The following is a 24,095-nucleotide window of genomic DNA, read 5'->3' on the forward strand; positions in this document are numbered from 1 at the left end:
GTAAAAAAATCTCACACTTTTTGTTGAATATGACAATTGAAATACCATTAAAGTTGTTTACACTAGTAATTAAATTAACTTTGATTGAGTGATAAACATTGTTTTAAAGCTATTTCTAGCTTATTGTATCATAACTAACAGATAATAAAAAGTTATATATTACGATAAGTTTTTATTATCATTTATAGTCAGCGTTCTAACTTTTTCGAAATTTATGTGATAATATAAAAAAATAAGCAAACGTTTTCAATGTCTAAACATTGAAATGTTTGCTTATTTTTGTCGTATCAAATCATTTATTAAAACGATTAAATTTTCTAGGAACTTCTACGTTTTTTTGTTGTTTTCTTGCTTGCTTTCTACGATATTCTTCTATTTTAATTTGTTTCGCAGTGATTAATAATAATCCCATAGCAATACTTAAACTAATCATTGAAGAACCACCAAAGCTGATAAACGGCAATGGAACACCTGTTAGTGGGATTGTCCCAGAAATACCGCCTAAGTTTACAAAGGTTTGACTTCCTATATAACTGGCAATACCGACACAAACTAATTTATAGAAGAACGAAGGTGTTTTATTCGCTAGTTGGAAGGCCCTGTATACGATAAAGAATAATAGGCAGATGACAAACAAACCACCGATAAGTCCTAATTCTTCACAAATAATTGAAAAGATAAAATCTGTGTGTGGTTCAGGTAAATAACCTAATTTCATAATACTATTACCTAAGCCCCTACCAAACAGACCACCATTACCTATTGCAATTAATGAGTTTGAAATATGATAACCTGTTCCAGATTCTTTACTAAATGGATTTGCTAATGTACTAAAACGTGCAGTCAAGTAATCAGGTACTAGACCTAATAATAAGAATAACCCACCAATGATAACGATCCCAGTTAGTACTATCAAACCATATTTAATAGACTTTTCTACACCAATACCAGCATAAAATAAAATTGAAAAGAAAATAACTAATATAAGTAACGTTTGACCAACATCTCGTTGTAAAAATACGAGCCCAATACAAAATGATGCCAAAATAATTGGCGACATTAAAATTCTCGGCTCTTTAAACACTTGCGGTCGTTTCTTCTCAATCATATAAGGTATGTACAATATAATCGCAATCTTCAATAACTCTGATGCTTGCAAATTCATAAATCCTAAGTTAATCCAACTTTTAGAACCATTGATATTACTACCAATGACTAAGGTTGCACATAATAATAGAATGATGCCTCCCATCATCCATTGTTGAAACTTTGTCTTTTCCAAAAATTTCACGTTCATAAAGAAAGCCATAAAAAAGACGAGTATCAAACTCATAATGACATACATCAATTGTCTAGTATAAAAATATGTCCCTGATACGGAAACACCACCAGTTAAGGTCCCTTTTGTTGCAGCTACCATGCTGGCGCTATAAACCATAACCAATCCAATAAGACACAGTAATAAATATGTAATTACTAGTGGATAGTCGATATATTTAGCGTTTTTGCCTATATATCGAAAAAATTGCTTTATGTTATTCATTTGACATATCATCCAATTCTAATTTTTAATATCTTATTTTTAAATTTGCAGATTGCATTTTTATTTATTACTTTTTCTTTAAATTTAGTATCTCTATAGCACTATTTAAATTTTATTGTAGTAAGAAAGTGCGCTTTTTACATTATATCAAACATTGTCATAATTTCTCGAATAAATATATCATAAATTATAACTTTTTAATGCTTCGATTTCTAATAATTTCAGAAATAACAAAAGTGACTGCGAAGCAATCAATTATAAATTGATGTTCCAGTCACTTTGCCTGTACTTTATGTAGCTTTAATATTACTACAAAAAAATATTTATTTTAGATCTGGACTTACGCCATACCAGTTTTGAATATTACAAATTAAACATTCGTAAATGCATCATGCAATTTAGAAAGTTCTTTTTCTAATCGAAGCATTAATCCTTTGCCCGCTTCACTGTCAACTAAACCAAGTTCAACAGCGAAATCTACTTCTTTTTGTAATCCAAACATCTGAGTATCGAGTACTTCTTCATACAATGGGCATTGTGGTAATGTAAGATTGTCCATTTGTACTTTAATAAGTTGGAGAATCCTATCAGCATCTTTATTCAACTGGTCATATGCCGCATTATTTAAATCCTGACTCTTTACCATGACATACTCCCCCTATCAATTGTAACTTTATAAATAAAAGTGTATCTTACTGAATAGTAAAAAGCAAGAGTATTCAGTAATATACTAAATACGCTTATGTGTGATAAAATTATATTTAAAGTTAATTTTACATTCACAATAACTAGAGCATACTTCATAAATTGCCTTCTGCTCTAAAGTAAGCGTTTTTATTTACTAGCTAATTTTAGTAAAAGGTAATGAGCTAATGTAATAATGATAATTTTTCGTCACAAAATATTCATTTATTATCGTTGAGTCATTGTTACTCAATATTAGTACTTAATGATTCAAATGATATATTTAATATTATTAATACATAGAATAGTTCAATAGTTATTGTCGAGATTTATCAATAGGAGTGGGATTATGATTCAAATTAAGGGAGCAGTAAATTTTCAAATCACATTAGATAGTACAACTTGGATCTTTGACGACCGTAAGGTACAAATCGAAGACTTGGAAAATGGCGTTTTTGATGGTACCAAACCCATCGCTTTTGAAGACAATAGAGAATGGAATCGTGCAATATTAGAAGGTCAAACCAATCCACCGACACTGAACTCTGAGATTAAATATAAAAAAAGAGCAGTTCTTGAAGGTTCATTTGTCATTAATATGACACCATTTTTCAAAAATGCAGAAATTCAAGAAGGTGCACAACTCATTCGTCTTTCTAATAGCGACCAATCGATTGATGTACCAATTGATTTATTACCATATTTATTCTTCCAATTTTCAAAGGATGGAAAACGTTTATATGATGATAATGCTGTTGATAGCTTTGTATATATTCCAGATCAAGGTTACGATTATCAATTCGAGCATGTTACCCATATTGAGGTGATTTAAATTTGAAACAAGTTCAATGTATCATTTGTGATACGAAGGTTTTTATAGATGAAAACACACTAGAAGCAAAGAGATTGAGAAATGATCCAATGCATACCTTTATGTGTGACGAATGTAAAAGTAGATTAGACACACCTAAACAACGCAACCAAACCTATACATTTAATCATTTAGCTAAAGAGTAGTCATCACAAAATCCGAGTTATATGTTAGTAATGTAGTTAGCCTATTCATGTGATAATTCATGCTATGCACATTAACTAATATATGACTCTTTTTTTATAATAAGGTACTAGTCGATTTATCAATTTAATGAATGATGAAATTTAAAACTGTTATGTTATATGCATGGTGCAGTATAAAACGTGGATAAATTTTTATTGTTTATTAAAAATACACTGTCCTTTTTTGTATTCTTTACCTAATTTTAAATTTAGTATTTTTTCTAAATTAAGAAGAAGTAAGGTATGTATCAAGGTTATGAGGTGATGTCTCTACTCTAAGCATTCTAGCTATGTTCGCTATATTTATACGAAATATTAAAAAAAGAATGCCAACCCAAAAGATTAAAATTTAATCTTTTGGATTGGCATTTTTCAATGATTTATATCTGTAACTCCTATTGTAGTGAATAATCTAATGAGCGATTATATTTACAGTTAAGAGATGAAAACTTCATTTATTCTTCTTCTTGCATCATTTGTTTTAAACGTTTAGATTCTTTTTCACGTGCTGACTTTTCTAAGATTGTTTTTCTAATACGAATACTTTCTGGCGTAACTTCTACTAATTCATCATCATTAATAAATTGTAAAGCTTCTTCAAGCGTTAATACTCTTGGACGTTTCATTGTAACTGTTTGATCTTTTGTAGCCGAACGAACGTTAGTTTGATGCTTTTCTTTTGTAATATTTACAGTTAAATCATTTTCGCGGTTATGTTCACCAACAATCATACCTTCATATACTTCTGTACCTGGTTCCATAAAGTTTGTACCGCGATCTTCAAGTCCCATAATGGCATATGAACTAGCTTGGCCTTGATCCATTGATACTAATGCACCATTTCTACGTCCACCAATTCTACCTTTAACACGTGGTCTAAATTCTTCAAATGTATGGTTAATAATTCCATATCCACGTGTTTGTGACATAAATTCTGTTGTATAACCAATTAATCCACGAGCAGGTACCATAAAGATAATTCGCGTTAAACCATTATCTGTAGTAACCATATCCAACATTTCACCTTTACGTTGGCCTAATGATTCAATAACTGCACCTGTATATTCTTGTGGTACTTCACATTGTACACGTTCAAAAGGTTCACATTGAACGCCATCAATTTCTCTAATAATAACTTGAGGTTTAGAAACTTGTAGTTCAAACCCTTCACGACGCATATTTTCAATTAAGATTGATAAGTGTAATTCACCACGGCCAGCAACAATCCACGTATCTGGAGAGTTTGTTGGAGTAACTTTTAATGAAACATCTGTTTCTAATTGTTGATCTAATCTTTCTTGAATTTGACGTGCAGTTACGAAGTCACCTTCACGACCTGCAAATGGTGAGTTATTAACTTTAAACGTCATTTCTAAAGTAGGCTCATCAATTCTAAGGACAGGTAACGCTTCTTGGTGATCGTGCGGTGTTACAGTTTCACCTACGTTAATATCTTCCATTCCTGAAACTGCGATTAAATCACCAGCTTGTGCTTCTTTAATTTCTTCACGTTTCAAACCGAAGTAACCAAAGATTTTTGTAACACGGAAGTTTTTAACTGAACCGTCTAATTTTAATAGAGATACACTATCTCCTACACGCATTGTTCCACGGAATACACGACCTACACCAATACGTCCAACATAATCATTATAATCTAATAATGCAACTTGGAATTGTAAAGGTTCGTCTTTATTATCTACAGGTGCTGGTACATAGTCGATAATAGTTTCATACAATGATTGCATGTTTTCATCTTGCTTTTCAGCATCTAAACTTGCAGTACCATTAACTGCAGAAGCATATACAACTGGGAAATCTAATTGTTCGTCTGAAGCTTCTAATTCGATAAATAAGTCTAATACTTCATCCACAACACCTTCAGGTCTTGCTTCTGGTTTATCAATCTTATTGACTACTACTACTGGTTTTAGATTTTGTTCTAAAGCTTTTTTCAATACAAAACGTGTTTGAGGCATTGTACCTTCGTAAGCGTCAACAACTAATACAACCCCATCAACCATTTTCATAATACGTTCAACTTCGCCACCGAAGTCTGCGTGTCCTGGTGTATCTAGGATATTAATTCTTGTCCCTTTATAATCTACTGCTGTATTTTTCGCAAGAATAGTTATACCACGTTCTCTTTCTAAATCGTTTGAATCCATTGCTCTTTCATCTACATGCTCATTTTCACGAAAGATACCTGATTGTTTTAATAATTCATCAACTAGTGTTGTTTTACCATGGTCAACGTGAGCGATGATTGCTATGTTACGAACATCTTCTCTTAAATTAGTCATATTACAATTTCCTTTCTCGAGTAAATTCCCACTTTTCTTTGCAACTTTTTTATTATATCATATAATTGGTTAAAGAAAACTATAAAGGTGTGGTTGGGATGCAACAAAAAAAATCTAAAGCAATATTTTGGGTACTCGCTGTCGTAGCGATTGTATTCTTGCTTTTATTTAGCTTTAGTCTAGCAGCTACAAATGTTCCACTGATGATTTTAACACTTATATTATTCATTGCAACATTTGGTTACGGTTTCACGTTAAAAAAGAAATATCGTGAAAATGATTGGCTGTAATTCACTTTAAAAATTAACTTGTATGACAAAGATAACCATTCAAACACCTAAGAAAAAACATAAGCTTCAAATTATAATTAACAAAGCCCTTAAATGAAACATCAATTTCATTTAAGGGCTTTGTTCTTTTATAAATACACTCACTTATGACCTGTTAAACGTTGTTGAATCAACTCTATAATCTCTTTATTTTGAGGAAAGTGATGATATACAAGTTCTTCGTGAAGTTGAGGATTTGCCATAACAATTGAGTTGGCTCTGAATAAGGATAATGGTTGTCCTTGTAAATCAGTACCAACACCTTCTACTTCATTTAATATAATTAAACCACCTGCAAAATCCCAAGGTTGTAACCTAGGTGTTATATATGCTGCCAACCTTCCTGTTGCAACATGAATAATTTCTAATGCTGCCGAGCCATATGCTCTTGCACTTCTTGCTTCATCAACAATTGGCTTAAATACATCTTCTAATTTCGGCTTTGTTAACCAATTGGGATTTATACCGATAATACTTTTCTTTAATGTTGTTGATTCTATAGGTGCAAGCGGCGTTTCATTTTCAAATGCACCTTCACCTACTTTAGCGTGATACAATACATCATTCATCACGTCAAAGACAAAACCTGCATATGGTTTGCCATCAGAATAAATGCCTATAGATATTGCAAAGTTCTCCTTTTGATGTACAAAATTCAGGGTACCATCGATTGGATCAACCACCCAGATAATACCTTGTGTATCAGTTAATTCATGTCCATGACCTTCTTCACCTATCACTTTGTGTTCAGGATATGTCTTTTTTATTGTATCATATATAAATAATTCAGTTGCTTTATCTACATTAGTAACTAAATCATTAGGATTTGATTTCGTTTCAATTTCTATGTCTTGTTTCATAATTTTTTTAACATTATTGCCCGCTTCTAAAATCAGACCTTTTGCAAATTCATAAACTGTCATAGTCTCAGCTCCTTAACACTTCTATTATACATTACTTATTACATAAAAAGGTAACGGACGTATTTTTATCTATTTTCTTCATTATATGTATAAGTCACATTTGTAATTTACATCCAATATCGCTAATAATTTTGTTATACCCTATTTATTATCCCTTCACACGCGTGTTTACATTGTTTAACTTTGAAACAAACCAAATGTATGTTCTTAAATAATGTGCTACAATACAACCAAACTATGAAGTTGTACAGGAGGTTAATATGACAAAATATACTTTTAAACCTAAGGATTTTAAATCATTCCAAGTAGATGGTTTAGATGCACGTATGCAAGCACTCGACGAACATGTTCGTCCACAGCTCAATGCACTTGGAGAGTACTTCGCACAATACTTAGAGACAACTACTGGCGAGCAATTCTATCCTCATGTTGCTAAACACGCACGTCGAAGTGTTAATCCCCCAAAAGATACATGGGTTGCCTTTGCTACGAATAACCGCGGCTATAAAATGTTACCACATTTTCAAATTGGCTTATTTGAAGACCAATTATTTGTAATGTATGGTGTAATGCACGAAGCTAAAGATAAAGCCCAACGTGTAGAAGTCTTCGAAGATAAATTTGATGCAATTAAACAATTACCTACAGATTATAGCGTAAGTTTAGACCATATGAATCAAACAAAGACATATATTAAAGATATGTCTGACAACGAACTACATAAAGCAATTGATCGCGTTAAAAAAGTTAAAAAAGGTGAATTCTTTATTGCTCGTACTTTAACACCACAAGCAGCAGAATTAAAATCTGACAAAGCCTTTTTAAGCTATTTAGAAGAAACATTTGAACAACTACTTACTTTCTATAGATAATTCAAATTATCTCTCTATATAAAAGCCATGAATTAAAAATGCCGAGCCTCTTCATATGGCCCGGCATTTTTTATACTTTGCTGTAACTACTACTAATAAATGTATGGATCGTCATCTTTTTTTCTTTTACGTTGTTGTGTTTCCTCATCAAAGGTATTATTGTTGCTATTTCTATTATGTTGCTGATCATTATTGTTGAATGTTTCACCATGATTGTTATTTGTGGTCTTGTTGTTTGGTCTTCTAGCGAATAACATGATACCTGCAATTAACCATAAAATTAATGCAATCAAGTTACTTGAAAAAATAGCTGTCAATGCTGCTAAAATTAATAAACATGCAGCTAAAACTCGATTTTTCTTAATTAAAAATGTACCAATTACACCTAATAGCAATGAAACTAACAAATAAATTGTCAATAAAGTCAATGAGGCTTTGAACGTACCTAATGACATCTCTAATCCTTGTTGTTGATTCATTTGATTAAAGATTTCTTTAAAATCAGGTACATTAATCATGAACAAACATAGTACGATAAACAATAAATATACAATACTTAAAGCATTGGCAATCCAAGATAGTATCTTTTCTGCTTTTCTATTCATCTTACTCCTCCTCTCAATGCTTTTCTTCTATCATAGCAAATTTTCATAAGTTTAAACATTCAAGTCAACTATTAATTTTAAGCGTTCAATATAGTACAATTCAAACAATTTCCAAATATTTTAGGTTGACCTAATATTTTTTTTGGGTTAATCTGATGATTATTAAGTTTTATATTGGAGGTGAGGCAATATGTCTCAACAAAATGATACACAACAAAAAAGTATGGACGAAATAAACAATACAGTTACTGTTGTTTCAGACGGTAAGTTCAGTCAAAAGCTATTGTCATATTTAGGACCGGGACTATTGGTTGCTGTTGGCTATATGGATCCTGGGAATTGGATTACATCTATGCAAGGTGGCGCACAATTCGGATACATTTTGCTATTCGTGATTTTACTTTCAAGTTTATCAGCTATGTTATTACAAAGTATGACTGTGAGATTAGGAATAGCAACAGGTATGGATTTAGCCCAAGCTACAAAGCACTACCTCAATAAACCCATGTCCTTTATATTTTGGATAATAGCAGAACTCGCTATTATTGCGACGGATATTGCAGAAGTTATTGGAAGTGCAATTGCACTCGACTTACTGTTTGATATTCCTTTACTTGTAGGTGCTTTAATCACTGTGTTAGATGTCTTTTTACTGTTATTTATTATGCGTTTTGGATTTAGAAAAATTGAAGCGATTGTCGGTACATTGATTTTTACTGTACTGGTTATTTTTATATTTGAAGTATTTATTGCTTCGCCAGATGTTACGAGTATGTTAAATGGATTTGTTCCTCATAGTAAAATTATAACTGATAATAGTGCCTTATTTATTGCATTAGGTATCATCGGCGCAACAATTATGCCCCATAATCTATATCTACATTCATCTATCGTACAAACTAGAATGTATGATAGACATGATATTAAATCAAAAGCGCAAGCTATCAAATATGCTATTTTGGATTCCAATATACAATTATCGATTGCATTTGTAATAAATTGTCTATTACTTATCTTAGGGGCGGCACTTTTCTATGGTGTAAATACTGAAAAACTGGGTGGCTTTTATGATTTATACACTGCATTACACCATCAACCAATTTTAGGCGCATCTCTTGGAGCAATAATGAGTACTTTATTTGCTGTTGCCTTGTTAGCTTCTGGCCAAAATTCTACAATAACTGGTACTATGGCTGGACAAATAGTCATGGAAGGTTTTATTAATTTAAAAATACCAAATTGGTTGAGACGTTTAATCACTAGATTACTTGCAATACTTCCTATTATTTTCTGTTTAATCATTTTCAATAGCAATGAAGCAAAAATGGAACAATTGCTCGTCTTTTCTCAAGTATTTTTAAGTATAGCCTTACCATTTTCACTGATACCATTACAACTTGCAACAAACAATTATGGATTAATGGGTCAATTTAAAAATAAAACTTGGATCAATGTAATCTCATGGATACTTATAACAATATTAAGTATTTTAAATATTTATCTTATTGTTCAAACTTTCCAAGAATTATAACTAACACTTAGATTATATATACTAGAAATCCCCCAAAAATTCCAATGAATATTTGGAGGGATTTTTTATATCAATGTTTGTTAGCGTTATGAAACTTAAACATAAGACTTGTAACGCATCTATTTTAATATATACAATATTAAGGCACACGCATAGCGTATGCTTTATTCCATAATAAAAAGGCAATTTCTATATTATATTAATAGAAATTGCCTTTCTCCATAGTTCAGAAATTTAAATACTTACTGAAACATTTTTAGTTATTTTTCCTTATCTTGCGATTGAGAACCATCTTCTACTGAACGTTCAGCCTTTTGTTGTTTCTCATCATGTGACGTCATTTTTTTACGTTCTTCAAAATTCATTCGACGTTGGTTGGCTGCACTTGGCATTTGTTTACGTCGTTCTTTTTCACGTTGTTTTCGTTCTTTCTTTTCTTGCTTTATGCGTGCTTTTTCTTCTGCACGTTCTTGTTTTTCTCTTTCTTTACGTTGTGCTTCTTCGTATTTCAAGCGTTGTTGTTCTTCATATTCAGCTTGTCTGCGTTGAGCCTCTTCAGCCTCACGTTGTTGTCTTTCTCTTTCCAATGCTTCTTGTTGTTCACGCGTCATTTCATCTTCTTCTTTATGCGCAGTATTATCATTTACAGCATTGCCCTCTTCATCATAAACGCTACTGACATCACCAAAATCGTCTTGTTGTTTTTTATTTTTATAATTATACTTGGCTTGTCTAGATAACACTGCTGGCTCTTCTTCTGAATCGCCATTTGAAGCATTTACCTTTTGTGCCACATCAGAAGAGTATCCACCACGACGTAGTTGATTATCTGCTGAACCTTGTTGCTCTTGAGTAGTTCCTGTGTTAGATTGCGGTTCCTCTCTTACAGGTTCTACCGGCTCACTATAATGACCTTCATTTGTTTGACGTTCAGGACGTTCGTAACGCTCATATGCATCATATGGTTCATCTGCATAATAACCAGGTACAGTTTCAACTTTATCCTTTCTCGCAAACATCATGATTGCTGTGATAAAGAATAGAATCGGTATAATGAGTGGTACAAATAGTAATACTAAAGGTAACGTTATTACAGACGCTACTAAAAATAAAATTCCAGATAATATTCTAATATTCATAGAAATCAAGGCCAAAAATGACACTAATAAACAAATAATGAAATAAACAATTACTGCCCAAATACCATTTTGTAGCCATATTACAAATTGAGTTGTATTTAGACTATTATTCGCGAGTATTTGTTGAATAAAATCATTGCCATTTAAAGATGTCTCTAACCTTTGAATCGATGTATCACTGCTAAATGAAACTAGTGCGATAAACATCGTAATGATGGTTAATAATAGTAAAAATATCCAACTTAACCATCCCAATACTTTTTCAGCTATACGACTCACAGGTCGCCTAACTTGAGTATATTGATCTCCTGACATGTAATCACAACTCCTTATAATGCTTGTCAAATAATTATATCTAATTAATCCTAAAATAACTACTATCTACAATCTATTTTAAGGACATTTTAAAATTTAAAAATCTTTCATTGTATTCACTTAATGCTTCTTTTCCTAAATCTTTATAAACTTCCAATTTAGACTGTGTTTGTTGAGAAGGATAGAAACGGTTATCATGCTTGATTTCAGCTGGTAACGAAGCTCTCGCTGCTTTATTCGGCGTTGCATATCCAACCCATTCTGTATTTTGTTTGTTATTACGTTCATCCAATAAAAAATTCATGAATTTATATGCCCCTGCTTTGTTTTGAGCAGTTTTAGGAATAACCATATTATCGAACCATAAATTTGATCCTTCTTTTGGTACGACGTAATCAAAATCATCATTTTCTTGTACAATTGGTGCTGCCACACCACTCCATACAACAGCAATATTAGCTTCGTGCTGTTCTAGCATCATCGTAACTTCATCACCTACCACACCTTTAACATTAGGACCGAGTTTCGTCAAATTGCTTTCCGCTTCTCTTAGATGTGTGTTATTCGTGTCATTTAAACTATATCCTAATTTGTTGAGTGATAATCCTATAATTTCTCTAGCTCCATCAACAAGTAATATATCATTCTTATATTGTTTGTTATATAAGCTTTGCCAAGAGTCGAATGATGCATTCGGGTAAGCTTTCTTATTATATAAAATACCTACCGTACCAAAAAAGTATGGCATTGAATATTTATTGCCTCTATCATATGGCATATTCATATAATCAGAATCTAAATTTTTAATATTAGGTATCTTTTTATGATTTAAAGGTAATAAAAGATGCTCACTTTTCATCTTTTCTACCGTGTAATCACTCGGAAAGGCCACATCATAATGTGTACCACCGTTACGGATTTTAGCTTCCATAGCTTCATTCGAATCAAATGTCTCATATACTACTTCAATGCCGGTTTCTTTTTGAAACTTTTTGATTAAACTTGGGTCAATATATTCTCCCCAATTATAAACATAAATTTTCTCACCGCTCTTAGTATGTTCTTTAGCAGTATACTTATGACTGATAAATAAACAAATCAAACCAATCAAGATAGAAACAAGTATTAGTTGTAAAAATCGTTTCATCGTTCAATACCTCGCTTCATTTGACCTCTATGTTTGATGAGATTCTGTATTAAGTAATAGCCTAAGACACCTAACAAAATAACCACAAATAGAATCGTAGATATTGCATTAATTTCCATACTAATACCTTTACGCGCCATAGCATAAACCTCAACAGATAAGACGCTGAAACCATTACCAGTAACAAAGAAACTGACAGTAAAATCATCCAATGAATAAGTTAGTGCCATAAAGAATCCTCCAATAATTGCTGGGAATAATTGTGGCAACATGACTTTATTCATAATTTGAAATTCACTTGCTCCTAAATCTCTTGCAGCATCTAGAGTATGATGATTCATTTCATATAATTTAGGTAATACGATAATAACCACAATTGGGATACAAAAGGCAATATGTGAGATTAAGACCGTTGTAAATCCTAACCCTAATCCTGTGAAATGTCCAATTGCTGTAAACATGATTAAAAATGAAGCACCAATCACTACATCAGAAGAAACCATTAATACATTATTCAAAGTAAGTAATGATACACGTATTTTCTTATTTTTTAAATGATACAGTGCAATTGCACCCATCGTACCGATAACAGTAGCAATTGAAGCTGCTAACAAAGCAACTGCAATTGTATTAAAAATGACTGCCATCAACCGATCATCTTGAAATAAATCACGATAATGATCCAGCGTGAAACCTTCAAAGTGTATCATATTACCTGCAGCATTAAATGAATAAACCATCAAAAATAGTATCGGAATATATAACAACGCAGTTAACATAAAGATATATAATTTACCATACCATTTCATGTGATTCACCCTTTTCCATTCGTAGATTTAGTATTTGTAATGATAAGTACAATAGCCATAAAGACAATTAGACATAATGCTATTGTAGAGCCCAGTCCATAGTTTTGAATCACTAAGAATTGTTCTTCTATCGCCGTACCTATATTAATCACTTTATTACCTGCAATCAGTCTAGTAATCATAAACAATGATAATGCCGGAATAAATGTAACTTGTATTCCTGTAAGTACACCTTGTTTTGTTAATGGAATAATGACCTTTCTCAATGTGGTAAATGCATTTGCTCCCAGGTCTGTAGATGCTTGTAGTACGTTATTAGGAATATCTTTCATACTGTTGAAAATTGGTAAAATCATGAATGGAATATAAATATAACTAGCAACAATTAAAAAAGCAGGTGTCGTAAATAACAAATCAGCTTTTGGTAAATGTAGCATAGTCAACACTTGATTGATAATACCATCATGACTGAATATACCAATAAATGCATAGGTCTTTAGCAGTAAATTAATCCACGTTGGTATAATAAGAATTAATAACCATAAACTTTGGTGTTTCGAAGCACGAATAAAATATGCCGCAGGATAACTGATTAGTAATGTGATTATCGTAATTGCTAGAGCATATAAAATAGAATCCCATATCATTTTAAAGTAAGTTGCTGAAAATATTTTTTTATAATTTTCAAAGCTAAAATGACCTTGTAAATCAAAAAATGAAAAATAAATCAACAGCAATACTGGCACAATAATAAACAGTATCATCCATAAAATATATGGTACAAATAAAAATTTATTAATTTGCTTCATTTTCATGCTCCTCATAACTCTCAATACGCTTATCAAATTCCTCTTCTGTTTCACCAGGCACCATAATATGTATTGCTTCTGGATCAAAATATAGTCCTACTTTACTTCCAATTTCAGCCTTTTTAGTGGAATGTATCATCCATTCATAGCCTTTACGATCAATACAGTTTATTTCATAATGGACGCCTCTAAATAACATTGTATCTACCGTGACTTCAAACAAACCTTGTTCTGCTGCTATAAGTGAAATATCTTCAGGTCTAATAACAACTTCAACATGAGTCCCTTCTTCAATTCCCATATCAACACAATCAAAGTCTTGACCGTAAATATTAACAACATAGTCTTTGACCATTTGTCCTTGTACAATATTTGACTCACCAATAAAATCTGCAACAAATCGATTTACAGGCTCATCATAAATATCAGTTGGCGTACCAAATTGTTGTATCTTACCATCTTTCATAACAAAGATATAATCGCTTAACGCTAAAGCTTCTTCTTGGTCGTGCGTTACAAAAATAAACGTAATACCTAATCTGGACTGTATTTCACGTAATTCATACTGCATCTCTGTTCTCAATTTCAAATCTAGTGCCGATAACGATTCGTCCAAAAGTAAAATTTCTGGTTCATTAACAATTGCACGTGCAATAGCTACACGCTGCTTTTGTCCACCACTCATCTCATCAATTGAGCGAGTCTCATAACCAGATAATTTCACTAATGCTAAGGCTTCTTTAACTTTTTGCTTTATTGTTCGCTTATTTAATTTCTTTAATTTTAATCCAAATGCGATATTATCATACACATTTAAATGCGGAAACAAAGCATAGTCCTGGAATACTGTATTTACTTTTCTTTTATTTGCTGGTAAATCATTTATCACTTGGTCTTTGTAAACAATTTCACCATGATCTGTTTGTTCAAATCCAGCAACCAACTTTAAGATTGTTGTTTTTCCACATCCAGAAGGCCCTAATAATGTGTAAAAATGACCCGATTCGATATCTAAATCTATGTTGTCTAAAACAGTTGACCCATCAAACGATTTGCTAACTGATTTAAATGATAATATTGGTTTCATAATTTTTATCCTCCTATAAATAAGATGCAGTAGCAACTACCATAACTCGAGCTTGTGATGTCGATGGATTAAATAGTTTATGTATTTGATTTGCCTTGAAATATAAAGCATCTCCTTGACTCGCATGATACGCTTTATCACCAAGCATCAATGAAATTTCACCTTCTAGACAATAAATAAAAGTATCTGACGGGGATGGCTTAAAGTTTTTATAAGCACTTTTACCTTTCAATGTTAACAATAATGGCTCCATTTCAAACTCATTTGATCTTGTTACAGGCCATGTTAATAAGTAACCTTTATCATATTCATCATAAGTTTTTTGCTCAGCTTGCTTATATAGCACTTTTTCTTCCACTTTAGTTTGAAAAAAATCTCCCGGATTAGTTCCTAATACCTCAAGCACATTTAGAAATGTTTCCATACTAGGTGAAGCATGACCACTTTCAATTTGAGATATATAGCCCTTAGACAAATCCGTGCGTTCTGCCAATTCTTCTTGTGTTAAATTTTTAATACGTCTTAAATCTTTTAATTTTTTACCTATTTCCATAGCGTCACCTATTTTTCAATCTCTCTCATTGCACTCTGAATTTCCAACTTTTTAAAATAGAAATTAAAAAATGCTATATTCTGTTTACTATTATCAAACATTTTGTTTAATGCTTAATAAAAATATCAGAATATAGCCATCATGACAATAGTTATTTATCATTTACACTAAAATATTTTTGTTCTGGTGAACTTTGCACTGCTTTCACTGCTTTATAGCTATTATAGCCACTATTTTTTTCGAATTCTTTGAATATTTGTTTTTCTTCAGCTTTACCTGGCACAACATTTTTAAATTTCTTATATTTATCTATGAGCTGAGTTCCTTCAACTTTTGTTTCGTAATATGCTTCAATTGCGTTAAAAAAAGAAACGACATCCATCATTTCATCATTAGACCAATCTAAATCTATAGGATATTGATATTCCATACTATTAATCCTCCATTCAACCTGACAATATATACTTATTAACCTAAATATATTTTTAAATTAAAAAAATAGCCACTAGTTTGCACCAGTGGCCATTATTCATAAATTGTGTTATAGCACAATTACTATATTACATAGTGTGGATTGGGAATCCAATAGCTTTTTCAGCTGCTTCCATAGACATTTCACCTAATGTAGGGTGAGCATGTACAGTTAACGCTAAGTCTTCAGCATTCATACCAGCTTCAATTGCTAAACCTAATTCAGAGATAATATCAGAAGCACCAGTACCAACAACTTGAGCACCAACTAATGTGTTATCTTCTTTTAATGTTAACAATTTAACGAAACCAGTTGTATCATCTAATGATAATGCACGACCGTTAGCTGCGTATGGGAATTTAGAAGCTTTTACTTCTAAACCTTCTTCTTTAGCTTGAGCTTCAGTGTAACCCACTTGTGCAAGTTCTGGCTCAGTGAAACATACAGCAGGCATACCGATGTAGTCTACTTCTGAAGCTTCTCCAGCGATAGCTTCAGCTGCAACTTTAGCTTCATAGCTTGCTTTGTGTGCTAATGGTAAACCAGGTACGATATCACCAATAGCATAAATATTGTCAGCAGAAGTACGGCTTTGTTTATCTACTTCTAATAAACCACGATCAGCGAATTTAAGACCAAGTTCTTCTAAGCCTAATTCATCTGTATTTGGACGACGACCTACAGTTACTAATACGTAATCTGCATCAATTGTTTGTTCTTCGCCTTTAACTTCGTATGTTACTTTAACGCCATTATCAGTTTCTTCAGCTGATTTTGCCATAGCTTCAGTTACGATTTCAACGCCTTTTTCTTTCATACCTTTTTTAACAGGTTGAGTCATTTGCTTTTCGAATCCGCCAAGGATATCTTTTGCACCTTCTAAAATCGTAACTTCAGAACCGAAGTTAGCAAATGCAGTACCTAATTCAGAACCGATATAACCGCCACCAACAACGACTAATTTACCAGGAACTTCTTGTAAATTTAATGCGCCAGTTGAGTCGATAACGCGGTTACCAAATTTAAAGTTAGGGATTTCAATTGGTCTAGAACCAGTTGCAATAATCGCGTTTTTAAAGTTATAAGTTTGCGCACTTTTTTCGTCCATAACACGTAAACTGTTGTTATCAACAAAATAAGCTTCACCTTTAACGATTTCAACTTTATTACCTTTTAATAAACCTTCAACGCCACCAGTTAATTTTTTAACTACTGATTGCTTAAATTCTTGAACTTTATCAAATTTTAAAGAAACACTTTCAGCAATTACCCCTAAATTTTCTGAATGTTTTGTTTCATCATAACGATGTGAAGCGTGTAATAAAGCTTTAGAAGGAATACATCCAACGTTTAGACATACGCCACCTAATTCACCTTTTTCAACGATTGTTACTTTTTGACCTAATTGCGCTGCACGAATTGCTGCAACGTAACCTCCTGGTCCTGCTCCAACTACAATAGTATCTGTTTCAATTGGGAAATCTCCAACTACCATGTTTTACCCCTCCATTAATAATAATTCTGGATTATTTAATAAACGTTTGATATGGTTCATAGCATTTTGTCCAGTTGCACCATCAATTTGTCTGTGGTCAAAGCTTAATGATAATGATAATACTGGTGCTGCTACAATTTCACCATCTTTAACGATTGGTTTTTGAGCAATACGACCAATACCTAAAATAGCTACTTCAGGATGGTTGATAACTGGTGTGAACCATTGTCCACCTGCTGAACCAATGTTACTGATTGTACATGTTGCACCTTTCATTTCATCAGAAGTTAATTTACCATCACGTGCTTTAACAGCTAATTCATTAATTTCATCTGAAATTGCGAACATTGACTTACGGTCAGCATTCTTAACAACAGGTACTAATAAACCTCTATCAGTATCAGCTGCGATACCAATATTCCAGTAATGTTTGTGTACAATTTCGCCAGCTTCTTCATTGAATGAAGTGTTAAGTGCTGGGTATTTTTTAAGTGCAGAAACTAAAGCTTTTACAACATAAGGTAAGAAAGTTAATTTAGTACCTTGTTCTGCTGCAACTTCTTTAAATTTCTTACGGTGATCCCATAACTCTTGAACATCAATTTCATCCATTAATGTTACATGAGGTGCAGTGTGTTTAGAGTTAACCATTGCTTTAGCAATTGCTTTACGCATTGCTGGGATTTTTTCAGTTGTTTCTGGGAATTCGCCTTCAGTAGCAACTGGTGCTGATTGTGTAGCACTTGCAGTTTCTTCAGCTTGAGGTGCTGCTGCACTTTCATTTGAAGCTGTTGCTTGTCCACCATTTAAGTAAGCATCAACGTCTTCTTTAGTAGTACGTCCGTTTTTACCTGTAGCAGCTACAGCTTTGATGTTTACACCGTTGTCACGAGCGTATTTACGAACTGAAGGCATCGCTTTAACACGTTTGCTTTCATCTACGTCTGCATCGTCAGTAGCAACTGGTGCTTCTTCTTTAGCAGTTTCTTCAGCAGCTGGTGCTTCTTCACTTGCAGATTCATCACTATCGCTACCTTTAAATTGCATATCTTCTGCATCAGGTGCATCAATTTTAACAATTGTATCACCAACAACTGCTACTGTACCTTCCTCTACAAGTACTTCTTCGACTGTACCTGAAACAGGAGATGGAATTTCTACAACTGATTTGTCATTTTGGACTTCAGCTAATACATCGTCTTCTTCAATCTGATCTCCAGCTTTTACAAACCACTTTACAATTTCACCTTCGTGGATACCTTCACCAATATCTGGTAATTTAAATTCAAATGCCACGTTATTTCCTCCTAAAAAATCATATTAAGTCAAAATAAGAAAATGAGCGAAAGACATATATGTCAAAACCTCATGCTGTTTTTTATATAAACTTGAAATGAAGTAGGATTTAGCAATAGCTAAAATCCCACTTCTTCAAGGTTATAATTAAAATTCTAATGTTTCTTTTGCTTTTTCAACGATATCATTTTTGTTTGGTAACCAAACATTTTCAGCTTGTGTAAATGGATATACAGTGTCAGCTGCTGCAACACGTGCGATTGGTGCTTCTAATGAAAGAATAGCACGCTCAGCAAGTTCAGATGCAACAGTAGCACCAACACCAGCTTGACGTTGAGCCTCTTGAACGATTACAACGCGACCAGTTTTTTCAACTGATGCTACTAATGTTTCGATATCGATTGGTTGAACAGTTCTTAAATCGATAACTTCTACTGAATAACCGTCTTTTTCAAGTTCTTCAGCAGCTTTTAGTGATTCTTGAACCATAGCACCGTAAGCGATAAGTGTAATATCTGTACCTTCTTGTTTCACACTTGCTTTACCAATTTCAATTGTATACTCTTCTTCTGGAACTTCTTCACGGAAAGAACGGTATAATTTCATGTGCTCTAAATATACGACTGGGTCATTACTTCTGATTGCAGAAATTAATAATCCTTTTGCGTCATATGGATTTGATGGAATTACAACGTGTAAACCTGGAGACTGTGCTAAGATACCCTCTAAGTTATCAGCGTGTAATTCAGGTGTATGCACACCACCACCAAAAGGAGCGCGGATTGTTACTGGTGCTTGTTTTGAGTTACCTGAACGGAAACGTGTACGTGCAATTTGACCTGCAACAGAGTCGAATACTTCAAATACGAATCCTAAGAATTGGATTTCCATTACTGGACGGTAACCTTCAGTTGTTAAACCTAGGGCTAAACCACCGATACCAGATTCTGCTAATGGTGTATCGAATACACGATCTTCACCGAATTCTTTTTGTAAGCCTTCAGTTACACGGAAAACACCACCATTAACACCCACGTCTTCACCGAAAAGTAAAACATTTTCATCGTTTTGTAATTCAGTTTTAAGCGCGTTGTTAATTGCTTGAACCATTGTCATTTGTGCCATTGGTTACTTCGACTCCTTCTCTTTATAGATTTCATATTGCTCTTGTAAATGTTGAGGCATTTCATCGTACATAATTTCCATTAAGTCAGTAACAGTTTGTTTTTCAGTGTTATCTGCTTCTTTGATAGCAGTTTTGATTTCTGCTTTTGCACGTTCGATGACTTCATTTTCTTTTTCTTCAGTCCATAATCCTTTGTTTTCAAGGAATTTTCTGAAACGTACTAATGGATCTTTTTTCTCCCATTCAGAATCTTCGTCTGAAGTTCTGTATTTAGTAGGGTCATCTCCAGCCATTGTATGTGGACCATAACGGTATGTTATAGTTTCAATCAATGTAGGACCTTCACCATTAACAGCACGATCACGTGCTTCTTTAGTTGCTTGATATACAGCTAATGCATCCATACCATCAACTTGTAAACCTGGAATACCAACAGAGATAGCCTTTTGAGCTAATGTTGTAGCAGCAGTTTGTTTACTACGTGGTGTTGAAATCGCATAGTTATTATTTTGAATTACAAAAATTGCTGGTGCTTTGTAAGCAGACGCAAAGTTAATACCTTCATAGAAGTCACCTTGTGAAGAACCACCGTCACCAGTATAAGTAATTGCTACAGCTTGTTTACCACGTTTCTTCATACCTAATGCAACACCAGCAGTTTGTACATATTGTGCACCGATAATGATTTGTGGACTTAATGCATTCACACCTTCAGGCATTCTATTCCCTTTGAAGTGACCTCTTGAGAATAAGAAAGCTTCAGTTAAAGGTAAACCATGCCAAATTAATTGAGGCACATCACGGTAACCTGGTAAAATAAAGTCTTCTTTCTCTAATGCGTATTGTGAAGCTAATTGTGAAGCTTCTTGTCCAGCTGTTGGAGCATAGAAACCTAGTCTACCTTGTCTGTTTAATGAGATAGAACGTTGGTCAAGAATACGTGTCCATACCATTCTCTCCATTAGTTCAACGAGTTGTTCATCAGTTAAATCCGGTAATAAGTCTTCATTAACAACATTACCATCTTCATCCAAAATCTGGATCATTTCAAATTGAGACTCAGTATCTTTTAATACTTTCTCTGCATCGAATTGGGCTTGTAATTTCGGAGCCATTCAATTCACCATACCTTTCCCGTATAATAGAAATTCATTTTATCCTCTAGTATTGTATCACAAAACTGTTACACTGTTAAACATTTTAAAAAAGTTCTGTAATACTTAAAATGAGTACAGTTTTAGAACTGTATCATTCTTTTGCACAACTCTGTATTAGTCCTATTTATCGCAATGTTGATACATTACAAGCTACAAAATGTAAGCGCATCCAACACCTATAGTATATCGCGTCATTTTAAAATTTCAAAATATAACTCACCCATTTAACTTATCGTGTCTACTTGTTGCTTTTCATCTTTCACTTTTTTCACTGTATCTGAATATTTTTTAAATGCTTCATTCATTTTTTTGTATGATTCTGATACTTCTTTGGATTTTTTATCTATTTGTGATTGTTCCACATTATCGCCAGATGTATACTCAAACATTGCTTTTTCTTTTTTCAATACATCATCATAGGCATCGGCATATTTTTTATGTGCTTTATATTTATCAAGCTGTGCTTTGTCTAATTTTTTAACCATTTTTTGTTTCTGCTTGTTTTCAATATTATCTATATGCTTTTGACCTTTTTTGTACTGCGCTTCCGACTTATCAAATGCCTTTTCTTCTTTTTCAAATTCATCTTTTCTTTCTTTTACATTATCGACAATTTTCTCAGAAGTTTTTTGTACTTTTTCTTGATTTTTACCACTAACACTTTTAACTAATTTTTGTTTTTCTTGTTCAAGTGTATTTATTTTTTCACCTACAGAATTTACAATTTTTTCCTCATCGTTTGCTTTATCGACTTGTTTATTGTAGTTTTTTATTTCTCCTCTATCAGTTGTGCAACCTGCCATTAAAATTGTAGATGCAAGTAATACACTAACACCGTGTTTAAATTTCATAGTTTGAAATCCTCCTTTATGTGAGTGTTATGTTATATAATATTATATAACAATTCAAATTTATCACTGTATTTTAACTATTAAACTTTGGTATATTTTATATTAAGGAAGGTGTTAGAACAAATGTTAACAATGAAAGACATTATAAGAGATGGACATCCTACTCTTAGAGAAAAGGCTAAAGAAGTTGAATTACCTATATCTGAAGAAGATCGCAATACTTTAAAAGAAATGCGAGAATTTTTAATAAATAGTCAAGACGAAGAGACAGCTAATAAATATGGATTACGCTCAGGTGTTGGTTTAGCTGCACCTCAAATCGATATTTCTAAAAGAATGATTGCTGTATATTTACCTGATGATGGAGAAGGCAGAAGCTATGACCTTATGTTAGTAAATCCTAAAATTGCAAGTCATAGTATTCAAGAAGCATATCTACCAACAGGCGAGGGTTGCTTAAGCGTTGATGAAAATATTCCAGGTCTAGTTCATCGTAAAAACCGAATCACAGTTAAAGCAAAAGACATAGATGGTAACGATGTTCAAATGCGTTTAAAAGGTTATCCAGCTATTATCTTACAACACGAGATTGATCATTTGAATGGCGTGATGTTTTACGATTATATCGATAACGATAACCCACTCAAACCACACCAAGATGCTGTAGAAGTATAGATTGGATGCACTGAAATTATTGTTAAGTTAGTAGTTTCTTAAATTCATTTTGAATCAAACAAACGCTTTACATTATTTAAAGATGATTAAAGTTAGTATAATTTATCGTACTTTTCCAACTTCTATCACCTTTGCCAATTAATAATTCGTGACACGAGGACATTAATTAACCAGTAAATGACAGTATAATCATTTGCTGGTTATTTTATTTACAATAATTGCATTGTTGATGCACTTCCCAGGACTATGTCTCAAACCTCGCCTTAAACTGTCAGGCATCATACTCTGTGGCATTCCACAAAAATACTCTATTTAAAATTTATGTACAGATTATTTTATATAAACCTACTTTCTACTATTATTATAGAATTTCATACATCATCCAAGTCTTAACGTATAACCCAATGATTTATAAATCATCCATTTTAATACAATCTTTTATCAAACCTTAAAAGCATGAACTGTGAGTTAAATTTAATACTGATTCTCATAAATTTATTATAGCCATTTTAAAATTCATTTCAGTTCGACATCCTATTTGACTAACAATACTATAGATTGTCATCTTGAAATTATGCTTACACAAAGCGTGCACGTTAATTATATATTCTCACAACTGAAAATACTGCCAATTTAGACAAACGAATGTAAATTGACAGTATCATAATCCATATTCAGTTTAACGCAACCTGCTCTTAACATTACCAACACGTTGAAACAATGCACTGTTCCAGCCACTTAATCAAGTTAATAATCACTAAAGCCACTTTCAATTACATAAAAACATCTCTACGTTCATTAAACGGAATGTCTAATTTTTGCAATCCTTCCTTCAATTGGTTCAACTCTTGAATATCAATAAACTCAGGATCATGATTATGCTTCACGTAATACTGATTACCACTAATATTATCAACGATTTCACTATAATTAAAAAACATCAATACTTGCTCAGCGCGAATTTCAAATGTAATACCTTCAAAAATTTTATCCGTTCTTTTTTTCTCGTTCTTCACATCTTCAATTATTCTAGTTACTTGTTCCATTCCAATCACCTTCACTTATTCTTCAAACTCAATTTGCTAATTATACTTTCCTTATAATATGTATCTATACTTTATTATCATAAATAAAAATTATAACCTACTCAAGCTTTTAGTAAATTAATTTAAAATTTTCAGAAAATTTTAAGGTTTCACTGCTCTAGCTAACATTAAATTTCACATAAATAATATGGCAAACCATAACTATATTAGCTTACAACAAGATAAAACTGCTTTATTTATTCAACTACATCATGTAAAATGAGATATAACTG

The 24,095-nt window shown here is 32.6% G+C and carries 24 protein-coding genes; 6 read left to right on the forward strand and 18 right to left on the reverse strand.

What is annotated here, in order from left to right; genetic code table 11:
- Window positions 1–292: 292 nt before the first annotated feature.
- Together ftsW and ACY191_RS10745 are read right to left on the reverse strand one after the other, a co-directional pair.
- A complete protein-coding gene (gene ftsW / locus ACY191_RS10740; protein WP_042738976.1) occupies window positions 293–1,543 on the reverse strand; it encodes a cell division peptidoglycan polymerase FtsW in 1,251 nt (416 codons plus the stop codon).
- 370 nt (window positions 1,544–1,913) lie between these two features.
- Window positions 1,914–2,189, reverse strand: a complete 276-nt coding sequence (locus ACY191_RS10745) for an Fpa/YlaN family protein (RefSeq protein ID WP_042738977.1) — start codon at window positions 2,187–2,189, stop codon at window positions 1,914–1,916.
- Window positions 2,190–2,576: 387 nt separating this feature from the next.
- On the opposite strand from ACY191_RS10745, the gene ACY191_RS10750 reads away from it, so the two are divergent.
- Complete coding sequence (locus ACY191_RS10750) at window positions 2,577–3,059, forward strand: hypothetical protein (protein WP_042738978.1); 483 nt, start codon at window positions 2,577–2,579, stop codon at window positions 3,057–3,059.
- 2 nt (window positions 3,060–3,061) lie between these two features.
- On the forward strand, window positions 3,062–3,244 hold the full coding sequence (locus ACY191_RS10755; protein WP_042738979.1) for a YlaI family protein: 183 nt from the start codon (window positions 3,062–3,064) through the stop codon (window positions 3,242–3,244).
- 494 nt (window positions 3,245–3,738) lie between these two features.
- Here ACY191_RS10755 and typA read toward each other — a convergent pair whose 3' ends face one another.
- The gene (gene typA / locus ACY191_RS10760) at window positions 3,739–5,586 is read right to left on the reverse strand and encodes a translational GTPase TypA (protein ID WP_042738980.1); all 1,848 of its coding nucleotides are present in this window, start codon (window positions 5,584–5,586) and stop codon (window positions 3,739–3,741) included.
- Window positions 5,587–5,684: 98 nt separating this feature from the next.
- Between typA and ACY191_RS10765 the strand changes: the two genes are divergently transcribed.
- The gene (locus tag ACY191_RS10765) at window positions 5,685–5,876 is read left to right on the forward strand and encodes a DUF5325 family protein (protein WP_042738981.1); all 192 of its coding nucleotides are present in this window, start codon (window positions 5,685–5,687) and stop codon (window positions 5,874–5,876) included.
- Between the two features lie 140 nt (window positions 5,877–6,016).
- Here the strand turns inward: ACY191_RS10765 and ACY191_RS10770 are convergent, their stop codons facing one another.
- Window positions 6,017–6,838, reverse strand: a complete 822-nt coding sequence (locus ACY191_RS10770) for an inositol monophosphatase family protein (RefSeq protein ID WP_042738982.1) — start codon at window positions 6,836–6,838, stop codon at window positions 6,017–6,019.
- A gap of 260 nt (window positions 6,839–7,098) precedes the next feature.
- Here ACY191_RS10770 and ACY191_RS10775 point away from each other — a divergent pair, with 260 nt between their 5' ends.
- Window positions 7,099–7,710, forward strand: a complete 612-nt coding sequence (locus tag ACY191_RS10775) for a YktB family protein (protein WP_229367115.1) — start codon at window positions 7,099–7,101, stop codon at window positions 7,708–7,710.
- 92 nt (window positions 7,711–7,802) lie between these two features.
- On the opposite strand, the gene ACY191_RS10780 is transcribed toward ACY191_RS10775, so the two are convergent.
- On the reverse strand, window positions 7,803–8,315 hold the full coding sequence (locus tag ACY191_RS10780; protein ID WP_229367114.1) for a DUF4064 domain-containing protein: 513 nt from the start codon (window positions 8,313–8,315) through the stop codon (window positions 7,803–7,805).
- Between the two features lie 190 nt (window positions 8,316–8,505).
- On the opposite strand from ACY191_RS10780, the gene ACY191_RS10785 reads away from it, so the two are divergent.
- Window positions 8,506–9,846: an Nramp family divalent metal transporter gene (locus ACY191_RS10785; RefSeq protein ID WP_463270026.1), complete on the forward strand. Its 1,341-nt coding sequence runs from the start codon at window positions 8,506–8,508 to the stop codon at window positions 9,844–9,846.
- Between the two features lie 260 nt (window positions 9,847–10,106).
- Here the strand turns inward: ACY191_RS10785 and auxB are convergent, their stop codons facing one another.
- The 12 genes from auxB to ACY191_RS10845 all read right to left on the reverse strand — a co-directional run bounded on the left by auxB (window position 10,107) and on the right by ACY191_RS10845 (window position 22,102).
- A complete protein-coding gene (auxB, locus tag ACY191_RS10790) occupies window positions 10,107–11,300 on the reverse strand; it encodes a lipoteichoic acid stability factor AuxB (RefSeq protein WP_107527504.1) in 1,194 nt (397 codons plus the stop codon).
- Window positions 11,301–11,373: 73 nt separating this feature from the next.
- Window positions 11,374–12,447 (reverse strand): ABC transporter substrate-binding protein, encoded by a 1,074-nt coding sequence (locus ACY191_RS10795; RefSeq protein WP_042738987.1) that lies wholly within the window; start codon window positions 12,445–12,447, stop codon window positions 11,374–11,376.
- Entirely contained in the window at window positions 12,444–13,256 is an 813-nt protein-coding gene (locus ACY191_RS10800; RefSeq protein ID WP_042738988.1) for an ABC transporter permease, read from the reverse strand. Before ACY191_RS10800 ends, ACY191_RS10795 begins: the two co-directional genes overlap by 4 nt.
- A gap of 5 nt (window positions 13,257–13,261) precedes the next feature.
- The gene (locus ACY191_RS10805; protein WP_107513109.1) at window positions 13,262–14,065 is read right to left on the reverse strand and encodes an ABC transporter permease; all 804 of its coding nucleotides are present in this window, start codon (window positions 14,063–14,065) and stop codon (window positions 13,262–13,264) included.
- Window positions 14,052–15,152, reverse strand: coding sequence for an ABC transporter ATP-binding protein (locus ACY191_RS10810; RefSeq protein WP_042738990.1), 1,101 nt, complete (start codon window positions 15,150–15,152; stop codon window positions 14,052–14,054). Before ACY191_RS10810 ends, ACY191_RS10805 begins: the two co-directional genes overlap by 14 nt.
- 13 nt (window positions 15,153–15,165) lie before the next feature.
- Window positions 15,166–15,705, reverse strand: coding sequence for a helix-turn-helix domain-containing protein (locus ACY191_RS10815; protein WP_042738991.1), 540 nt, complete (start codon window positions 15,703–15,705; stop codon window positions 15,166–15,168).
- A gap of 151 nt (window positions 15,706–15,856) precedes the next feature.
- A complete protein-coding gene (locus ACY191_RS10820) occupies window positions 15,857–16,135 on the reverse strand; it encodes a UPF0223 family protein (RefSeq protein ID WP_042738992.1) in 279 nt (92 codons plus the stop codon).
- Between the two features lie 130 nt (window positions 16,136–16,265).
- Window positions 16,266–17,672 carry a dihydrolipoyl dehydrogenase gene (gene lpdA, locus ACY191_RS10825; protein ID WP_042738993.1) on the reverse strand — a complete coding sequence of 469 codons (1,407 nt, stop codon included), beginning with the start codon at window positions 17,670–17,672 and terminating at the stop codon, window positions 16,266–16,268.
- Between the two features lie 3 nt (window positions 17,673–17,675).
- Window positions 17,676–18,968 carry a dihydrolipoamide acetyltransferase family protein gene (locus tag ACY191_RS10830; protein ID WP_042738994.1) on the reverse strand — a complete coding sequence of 431 codons (1,293 nt, stop codon included), beginning with the start codon at window positions 18,966–18,968 and terminating at the stop codon, window positions 17,676–17,678.
- Between the two features lie 147 nt (window positions 18,969–19,115).
- Complete coding sequence (locus ACY191_RS10835) at window positions 19,116–20,093, reverse strand: alpha-ketoacid dehydrogenase subunit beta (RefSeq protein WP_042738995.1); 978 nt, start codon at window positions 20,091–20,093, stop codon at window positions 19,116–19,118.
- 3 nt (window positions 20,094–20,096) lie between these two features.
- Complete coding sequence (gene pdhA / locus ACY191_RS10840) at window positions 20,097–21,209, reverse strand: pyruvate dehydrogenase (acetyl-transferring) E1 component subunit alpha (RefSeq protein WP_042738996.1); 1,113 nt, start codon at window positions 21,207–21,209, stop codon at window positions 20,097–20,099.
- A 266-nt stretch (window positions 21,210–21,475) separates the two neighbouring features.
- A complete protein-coding gene (locus ACY191_RS10845) occupies window positions 21,476–22,102 on the reverse strand; it encodes a YkyA family protein (RefSeq protein WP_042738997.1) in 627 nt (208 codons plus the stop codon).
- 123 nt (window positions 22,103–22,225) lie between these two features.
- Here ACY191_RS10845 and def point away from each other — a divergent pair, with 123 nt between their 5' ends.
- The gene (def, locus tag ACY191_RS10850) at window positions 22,226–22,777 is read left to right on the forward strand and encodes a peptide deformylase (RefSeq protein WP_229367113.1); all 552 of its coding nucleotides are present in this window, start codon (window positions 22,226–22,228) and stop codon (window positions 22,775–22,777) included.
- A gap of 773 nt (window positions 22,778–23,550) precedes the next feature.
- Here def and ACY191_RS10855 read toward each other — a convergent pair.
- On the reverse strand, window positions 23,551–23,823 hold the full coding sequence (locus tag ACY191_RS10855; RefSeq protein ID WP_042738999.1) for a hypothetical protein: 273 nt from the start codon (window positions 23,821–23,823) through the stop codon (window positions 23,551–23,553).
- Window positions 23,824–24,095 lie beyond the last annotated feature (272 nt).

This window comes from Staphylococcus sp. TCBT05 (assembly GCF_055179755.1).